Below are 7,559 nucleotides of genomic sequence, written 5' to 3'. Positions count from 1 at the left end.
CCCCCCCCCCCCCCCCCCCCCCCCCCCGCCCCCTCGGCCCGCCTTGCGGTGTATAGAGCCGCGGCCATGCAGCACGCGGTCTCCCCCACCTATCATATCGACGCCAACCGGCCGGACCGGGCGGGGCGGGCCATGGCCGACCTGCGCGACGGCTTCGCCGCCTGGCGGCTGGCCTGGGCCCTGGCCCGGCTGGACCTGCGCAACCGCTACCGCGGCTCGGTGATCGGCCCCTTCTGGGTGACGCTCTCGACCGCCGCCATGCTGCTCGGCCTCGGCCTGCTCTACTCGCAGCTCTTCGGCATCGCGCTCGGCAACTACCTGCCGCACCTCGCGGCCAGCCTGGTCACCTGGCAGGCCCTGGCGACGCTGGTGGGCGACGCGACGACCAGCCTCAGCAGCGCCGAGGCGGTGATCCGCCAGCTCCGCCTGCCCCTGACCACCCATGTGCTCCGCTGCGTCTTCCGCAACGCGGTGACGGCGGCGCACAGCCTGCCGCTGATCCTGGTGGTCTTCCTGCTGGTCGGCCACTGGCCGGGCTGGGAGTTGCTACTGGTGGTGCCGGGCCTCGCCGTGCTGGCCTTGAACGCCTTCACCATCACGCTCTTCCTCGGCATGATCTGCGCCCGCTTCCGCGACATCGGGCCGATCGTCACCAACTTCATGCAGCTCGCCTTCTTCATGACGCCGGTGATCTGGAAGCCGGAATCGCTCGGCGACAAGGCGGTCTGGCTGCCGCTGAACCCCTTCTACACGCTGCTCGAGATGCTGCGCGGCCCGCTGGTCGAGGGCGGCGGCACGCTGATGACCTGGGTCGCCGCGCTGATCTATTCCTCGGTCCTGGCCGCGATCGCCCTCGTCTTCTTCGTCCGTTTCCGCAACCGCGTGGCATTCTGGGTCTGATCCGGTGGCGAATATCTCCGCGCGCGGCCTGCGCATCGAATTCCCGCTCTATCACCTCGCCGCCCGCAGCCTGAAGAAGCGGCTGCTGGCCAAGGCCGCCATCCGGGTCAAGACCGACGAATCGAACCGCGTCGTCGTCTCGGCGCTGAGCGACCTCAACTTCGAGATCACCCGCGGCGAGCGCGTGGCGCTGATCGGCACCAATGGCGCCGGCAAGACCACCCTGCTCCGCACCATCGCCGGCATCTATGAGCCGGTGGCGGGGCAACTCTCCGTCGAAGGCGAGATCGGCTCGCTGATCGACCCCGCCGCCGGCATGGATTCCGACAGCACGGGGCGCGAGAACATCCGCCTGCGCGGCCTCTACCGGGGTATGGACGAGGCCGGCATCGCCGCCCTGGAGGCCGACGCCGCCGAGTTCTCCGGCCTCGGCGAGTTCCTCGACGTGCCGACGCGCGGCTATTCCGCCGGCATGAACATCCGCCTCGCCTTCGCCATGGCGACCGCCATCACGCCGCAGATCCTGCTGATGGACGAGTGGTTCATGGCCGGCGACGCCGACTTCATGCGCAAGGCGGAGGCGCGGCTCACCCGCCTGGTGGAGGGGGCCGACATCCTGGTGATCGCCACGCACGACATGGGCGTGGTGCGCCGCTGGTGCAGCCGCGTGATCCGGCTCGAATCCGGCCGTATCGTCGCCGATGGCACGGTGGACGAGGTGCTGGGACCCGTCGCGGCCGCGGACCCGGTGGCCTGAGCGGAGGGCCGGCTCACTCCGGGGCCGGCCGCGCCCGCATCTGCTTCACGCCCGCCCGCACCTTCTTCTCCTCCACGCGCTTGCGCTTCTGGGTGCGCGAGACGCGGGTGGCGACGCGCGGCGCCGGCGGCACCGCCGCCTCGCGCAGCAGGGCGATCAGCCGCTCCCGCGCATCCTGCCGGTTCTGCTCCAGCGAGCGGAAGCGCTGCGCCGCGATCACCAGCAGCCCGGCCGGCGTCATCCGCCGCCCGGCCAGCCGCGCCAGCCGGTCCTTCACCGCCGGCGGGATGCCGGGCGAGGCCAGGACGTCGAGGCTGAGCCGCACGGCGGTGGAGACCTTGTTGACGTTCTGCCCGCCCGGCCCGGACGCGCGGACGAAGCTCTCCCGCAGCTCCTCCTCGGCGATGACGATACGGGGCGGGATCTCGATCATCGTCCGGGGTCCGGGGGGCTGGGAGCTGGGGGCGGCGCGGCCTCTCCTTTGCCCCGGAGCGGCCCGCCGCCTCAAGCCCGCTTTTCAGCCAGCAGCAGCACATTCGGCAAGGGCAGCCCGCCCCAGCAGGGCTGCCGCGTGACGGCGAAGCCCCCCTCGTCCAGCACCGCCTCCAGCGCGCCGAGCGGCAGCGGCGCCACCAGCGCGCGCGGCTCGCCGCGCAGCAGCGCGTTCACCCGCTCCATCCCCCGGCCGAAGCGGCTGCGCCAGCCGCGCTCGGGATCGAAGACGCGCAGCACCAGCCGCTGGCCCGCCATCGGCATGGCCCGCCGCAGCAGGGCGAGCTGCGCGGCGGGTGGCAGCAGGTAGAGCACGTCGATGATCATCACCGTGTCGGCGCCGGGCAGAACCGCCTGGACCTCCGGCCGGGCCAGGTCGCCGGCCAGGAAGCGGGCCGGCAGGCCGGCGGCGGCGGCGCCTGCCTCCGCCACCTGGTCCGCCAGCAAGTCGAGCCCCACCGCCCTGCGCGCCAGCCCGGCCTCCAGCAGCAGCAGGGCGAGCTGCCCGCGGCCGCAGCCGAGATCGGTGACGGCGCCGAAGCCGCCCACCGCGGCGGCGCGCGCCAGGATGGCGGCGGTCGCCGGATCGTGGCGCAGCTTGCGCGGCACGAAGCCCCGGCTGTAGCGCGAGGCGCCGGCATAGCGCGCGGCGACGCGGCCGATCAGCCCGGGCAGGGCGGCGGCCACCGCCTCCGGCCGCCCGGCCAGCGACGCGCTGTCCCCGGGTGCCGTCACAGCGGCGGCAGCGGCTCCGCCACGGCGAGGTCGATCCGCGTCTTGTTGCGGCTGTTCCAGGCGCGGTCGTACTGCGGCGGCATCTGCATCGCCTCCATCCGGCCCAGCGTGGCGGCGGCGCGCATCGGCCAGTAGGGGTCGCGCAACAGCTCGCGCGCCAGCAGGATCAGGTCCGCCTTGCCCTCGTCCAGGATCGCCTGGGCCTGCTGCGGCTCGGTGATCAGGCCGACCGCCGCGGTGACGATCCCGGTGCCGGCGCGCACGGCCGCGGCACCCGGCACCTGGTAGCCCGGGCCCATCGGGATCTCGGCCGGCAGCACGCCGCCGGAGGAGACATCGGCGAGATCGACGCCCGCCGCCTTCAGCTCGCGCGCCAGCGCCACGGTCTCCTCCGTGCTCCAGCCGCCCTCGATCCAGTCGGTGTGGGAGAAGCGGACGGCCAGCGGCACCTCGTCCGGGATGGCGGCGCGCACCACCGAGACCACCTCGCGCAGCAGCCGGGTGCGGCCGGCGAAATCGCCGCCCCAGCCGTCATTGCGCTGGTTGGAGAGCGGCGAGAGGAAGCTGTGCAGCAGATAGCCATGCGCCGCGTGGATCTCGATCAGCCGGTAGCCGGCGGCGATGGCGCGCCGCGCCGTGGCGGCGAAGTCCTCGATGACGCGGTGGATATCCGCCTCGGTCATGGCGCGCGGCGTGTCCATCCCCGGCATGGCCAGGGCGCTGGGACCGAGCGCCTGCCAGCCATGCTCGCGCGCCATGCCGCCGATCCAGGGCGCGGCGGAGCTGGCCTTGCGCCCGGCATGGGCGAGCTGGATAGCCGGCACGGCGCCGGTCGAGGCGATGGCGCGGGCCAGCCGGGCATGGCCGGGAAGGTGCCCGTCGCTCCAGAGGCCCAGATCGGCCGGGGTGATGCGCCCCTCCGGCGCGACCGCCGTCGCCTCGGTGATCACCAGCCCGGCGCCACCGATGGCGCGGCTGTGCAGATGCGCCAGGTGCCACTCCGTCGGCAGCCCGTCCGGCGCGCAGGAATACTGGCACATGGGGGCGACACCGATGCGGTTGCGCAGCGTGACGCCGCGCAGGGCGAGAGGCTCGAAAAGATCGGTCACCAGGCGGAACTCCGGTTGGCGGCGAGGGCCGGGATGGCATTCCAGGGGGGCAGGCGCCCCAGTCGGTTCTCGAAGACGGCAAACCATGTAGGCCCCCCGCCCCTCCGCGCCAACAGCCGCCCCGCCGCATCGGCCGGGAAGCGTGACAGGGTCACCGCGTCGCGCACGTTGCCACCGACCGCCGCGACCTCTCCCGGCCCGGCGGCGAGCACGATGTCGCAATGCATGGGGCGGAAGCGGCCGGTCTCGGGGAGGCGCGCGCGCCAGTCCGGCAGCGGCCGCGCCGAGCGGTCGGCGCAGACCAGGTCGCCCGGCCGCGGCGCATAGGCCGCCCAGTCCCGCGGCAGGAAGGGCGCTTGTCCGGGGAAGGCCATGGCGTCGGCCAGCAGGGCGTCGATGTAGAAGGCATGCGCGGCGGAGGGTGGGAACTCGCGGCGGTCGAGCCCGGCGCTCCGCATGACATGGCTGATGAAGGCCGCCGACCATGCGGGCTCGGACCAGAGGCCGGAGGGCGCGCCGGGCGCCGCCAGCAGGGTGGCGTAGCGCGCCCGGTTGCGGGCGACGGCGCCGGCCGCCTCCGCGTCGTCCACGGCGCGCCAATAGGCCAGGACGCGCGGGAAGTTCAGCGGTTCGCTCTCGGCGCGGCGCGCGGCGCCGGGGGTGGGGTGGTCCTCCTCGCGCGGGGTGGCGGCCTGGGCCTCGGCCTCCAGGACGATGCCGCCCCAGTCCCGCCACTCCGCCTCGGCGATGCGCAGGATGCGCTCCCGCACGCTCGGCGGATAGGAGAGCGGTGCCTCGCGCGGCGGAGCGGCGGGCGGGGTGGCGCAACCCGCCAGGGCCAGCAGGAAGGCCAGCAGCGGCAGGAGACTCGGTGAGCGGTGTGACGGCATGAGGCGGAGCCTATGGGCCGCACCGGGGGTGGCTGGGAAGCCCCGCCCCCCCTTCCTCGGCCCTCAGGCCGGTACGGGACGGCGCGTGCCGATGCCGAGGATGGCGGCATCGGGCGCGAGCAGGCCGAGCATCACCACCGGCTGGGTGGCGGCATTGCCCTCCCCGGCCAGCGGGCTGGTCAGCACCTCGAGGCAGCCCTGGTGATCCCGCACCCGGCCGCGCAGGGCGCGGAAGCTCGCCTCGTACAGCGTCTGCAGGCGCTGCAGCTCGGCCGTCTCCAGCGGCAGGGCGCCGGCCTCGCGCGCCAGCCGCGCGGCGCTCAGCGCCCGCATCAGCAGGCCGAGCTTGAAAGACCAGAAGCCGCCATCATCCTCCCACGGCCCCGGCGCCGCCCCCCCGCCCCCGCCTCCGGGGAGCCGGCCGCGCACGAAGGGCGTGTCGAGGTTGTGCCGCCGCCCCTCGCCCAGCGCGACATCGACGCTGCCGAGGCGGAGCGCGGCGATGGCGCGCCGCAGCGCCGTCTGCAGGACCGGATCGGGGCGCTGGGGCAGCAGCCGGGCCAGCGCCAGCATCGCGGCGGCGTGGCAGTCCAGATAGGGCATCTGCCCGAGATCGGCGAAGGCGCCGCCATCCTCGTCGGGGCGCTGCAGCGGCAGCATCAGCGCCAGGCCACGCTCGATCAGGGCGGTGTAGCGGCCATCGCCCGTGGCGCGCTGCATGGTGTCCAGCGAGACCAGGGCGAAGGCCAGGGCGCGCAGGTAGCCGCGCGCCGGGTCCGCCGCCGCGCCATGGCCGCCGAGGCCGGCGAAGAAGGCGGTGAGGTGGCGGTCGTACCAGGCCTGCATCGCCGCCAGGCGCCCGGGCGGCAGCGGCGGCTCGTAGCTGCCGTGCCGGGCGTGGAGGATCTGCGTCGCCATCGCGTTCAGCGCCGTGCCGACATCGGCGGTGAGCCCCGGGTCGCGCCCGCCGAGCAGGCCGGGATCGTGCAGCATGGCGGCATAGGTGGCGGTGGCGCCCGGCTGCGTGCCGGCGGTGATCAGCCGCGCCTCGCGCAGTGTGAAGGCCTGCCCCCCCTCCAGGCGCGGCACGGCGTGACGGGTCAGCAGCCAGTGCAGGCGACCGCTCCGGGCCTGCGCCTTGACGCTGAACACCGCATCGGGCGCCAGCGGGTGCAGGTGGATGCCGTTGGCGGTGCCGGGAGGCGCCTCCTCGACCATGCTGATGAGGCCGACCGCACCCTCCGCCAGGGTGACCAGGCCGTCCTCGGGCAGTGGCGCGGTGCGCAGCGCGGCACCGGCGGCGTCGCCCAGCACCACCTGCCGGATCGGCCGTCGCGCCTCGCCGGAGAGTTCGTCGAGCGCGGTGGTCAGGCGGATGTCGGACAGGCTGACGCCCGGCTCCGCGCGCAGCGTGACGGCGAGCATCAGGCGCGGGTCCGTGGCGCTGATGCTGTATTCGTAGCGCAGCCGGCCGACCACGCTCTCCGAGCGGCGCAGCAGGCCGGCCGGCACCTTGAGCAGGCTCTCGTGGAACAGGACGGCGCCATCGGGGCGGGTCAGCAACCCGTGCTCAACGATGCTGTCCTCCACATCCAGGCAGTGCCGCTGCCGGCCGAGGCGGAACTCGACGAGATGCCCCGTGTGGCGCAGCTCGCGCTGCGCCGGGCCGCCGCGCACCGCCTGCCGCACCAGGCCGCGCGAGAGATCGCCCTGGAAGCTGTGGGTGCCGGTCAGGATCAGGAAGTCGCGCGGGTCGTCCTGCTGCACCATGCATTCCGGGGGCGCCAGGCGGCGCAGCAGCAGCTCCCCGCGGCCCATGGCGAGGAGGAACTCCGTCAGGTCATCCGCCAGATGGCCCCATTTGCGCCGCAGTTCCGGCTGCGCCAGCAGTTCCACCGCGGCGGCGCTGTCGGCGGTCCAGCACCATTCGGAGGTGGGAAAGGGCAGGTGCGTCTCCCGCAGCGCCGGCACGGCAAGCCCGTCCAGGGGCGCGGCCCGCAGCAGGCGGCGCTCCATGAAGGCGATCAGGCGGTCGCGCTCGGGCTCACGCAGCAATTCGGCCATTGGCAGTTCCGGCTCCATCGATCGGCGGCGGCGCATGATAGTCAAGCTTTGCGGCGAACGCACGCGGTGAGCGAGTCGAATCAGAAATCATCCGCCTCAGGTTGCAGTCTCGTGGCACACAAAGGGGCGCCCGGCCATCTCCGTAGGCTTAGCCATAATTCGGCCGCAAGGCGGGACACCACCATGCCTTTGTTCCAAAAGGCCTTTCTCCCCGTCCACGGTGTCACAGCCGCGTGAATACGGCGCAAAAATGGCGTTCGGGCGGGATTAAGGCTGGAATGTGGCGGCGGCTTGCCCCAATTATGTCTGCAGCAAGGAGGCCAGCATGTTCGATCGCAAGCAGACCATCGCCGAGACCGACGCCCGCAAGACCGCCCCGATCAACGAGCGGCTGCGCGAGGATGCCTTCCGTGCCGACACCGCCTCCAGCTTCAGCCAGTGGAACAGCTGGGGCGAGCGCAACAGCCTGAGCCTCGGCTCCTACGGCCGCTGGTAAGCGGCGCGCCCTGACGGCGGTCGTCCCCGAAGCCCGGCCCCCCAGCCGGGCTTTTTGCTGCCCGGGCCACGCCGGCCCCGGCCCTTCCGTTTTCCTTAGACGGGCCGGCCCGGCTT

The 7,559-nt window shown here is 73.7% G+C and carries 8 protein-coding genes; 3 read left to right on the top strand and 5 right to left on the bottom strand.

From position 1 onward, the window contains the following. Nucleotides 1–66: 66 nt before the first annotated feature. Together ACVMLK_RS12050 and ACVMLK_RS12045 are read left to right on the top strand one after the other, a co-directional pair. Entirely contained in the window at nucleotides 67–900 is an 834-nt protein-coding gene (locus ACVMLK_RS12050; protein ID WP_198365421.1) for an ABC transporter permease, read from the top strand. A 4-nt stretch (nucleotides 901–904) separates the two neighbouring features. Further along, nucleotides 905–1,657, top strand: coding sequence for an ABC transporter ATP-binding protein (locus ACVMLK_RS12045; RefSeq protein ID WP_198365420.1), 753 nt, complete (start codon nucleotides 905–907; stop codon nucleotides 1,655–1,657). Between the two features lie 13 nt (nucleotides 1,658–1,670). On the opposite strand, the gene arfB is transcribed toward ACVMLK_RS12045, so the two are convergent. The 5 genes from arfB to ACVMLK_RS12020 form a co-directional block, all read right to left on the bottom strand. After that, nucleotides 1,671–2,090, bottom strand: coding sequence for an alternative ribosome rescue aminoacyl-tRNA hydrolase ArfB (gene arfB, locus ACVMLK_RS12040; protein ID WP_198365419.1), 420 nt, complete (start codon nucleotides 2,088–2,090; stop codon nucleotides 1,671–1,673). A 71-nt stretch (nucleotides 2,091–2,161) separates the two neighbouring features. After that, a complete protein-coding gene (locus tag ACVMLK_RS12035; protein WP_457486527.1) occupies nucleotides 2,162–2,884 on the bottom strand; it encodes a methyltransferase domain-containing protein in 723 nt (240 codons plus the stop codon). Then, nucleotides 2,881–3,993: an NADH:flavin oxidoreductase/NADH oxidase gene (locus ACVMLK_RS12030; protein ID WP_198365417.1), complete on the bottom strand. Its 1,113-nt coding sequence runs from the start codon at nucleotides 3,991–3,993 to the stop codon at nucleotides 2,881–2,883. Before ACVMLK_RS12030 ends, ACVMLK_RS12035 begins: the two co-directional genes overlap by 4 nt. Beyond that, nucleotides 3,990–4,883, bottom strand: coding sequence for a DUF2272 domain-containing protein (locus ACVMLK_RS12025; RefSeq protein ID WP_457486526.1), 894 nt, complete (start codon nucleotides 4,881–4,883; stop codon nucleotides 3,990–3,992). The genes ACVMLK_RS12030 and ACVMLK_RS12025 overlap by 4 nt, the downstream gene beginning before the upstream one ends. Before the next feature lie 63 nt (nucleotides 4,884–4,946). After that, complete coding sequence (locus tag ACVMLK_RS12020; protein WP_457486525.1) at nucleotides 4,947–6,983, bottom strand: hypothetical protein; 2,037 nt, start codon at nucleotides 6,981–6,983, stop codon at nucleotides 4,947–4,949. A gap of 289 nt (nucleotides 6,984–7,272) precedes the next feature. Between ACVMLK_RS12020 and ACVMLK_RS12015 the strand changes: the two genes are divergently transcribed. Beyond that, nucleotides 7,273–7,443 carry a hypothetical protein gene (locus ACVMLK_RS12015; RefSeq protein WP_198365414.1) on the top strand — a complete coding sequence of 57 codons (171 nt, stop codon included), beginning with the start codon at nucleotides 7,273–7,275 and terminating at the stop codon, nucleotides 7,441–7,443. Nucleotides 7,444–7,559 lie beyond the last annotated feature (116 nt).

The sequence above is a fragment of the Teichococcus aerofrigidensis genome (assembly GCF_054073225.1).
This window is presented reverse-complemented; position numbering and strand designations above follow the sequence as displayed.

What these genes read in the sequence shown, in the direction of transcription:
- ACVMLK_RS12050 (WP_198365421.1), top strand. Translation starts at nt 67, where the DNA reads ATGCAGCACGCGGTCTCCCCCACCTATCATATCGACGCCAACCGGCCG.
- arfB (WP_198365419.1), bottom strand. Translation starts at nt 2,090, where the DNA reads ATGATCGAGATCCCGCCCCGTATCGTCATCGCCGAGGAGGAGCTGCGG.
- ACVMLK_RS12020 (WP_457486525.1), bottom strand. Translation starts at nt 6,983, where the DNA reads ATGCGCCGCCGCCGATCGATGGAGCCGGAACTGCCAATGGCCGAATTG.
- ACVMLK_RS12015 (WP_198365414.1), top strand. Translation starts at nt 7,273, where the DNA reads ATGTTCGATCGCAAGCAGACCATCGCCGAGACCGACGCCCGCAAGACC.
- ACVMLK_RS12025 (WP_457486526.1), bottom strand. Translation starts at nt 4,883, where the DNA reads ATGCCGTCACACCGCTCACCGAGTCTCCTGCCGCTGCTGGCCTTCCTG.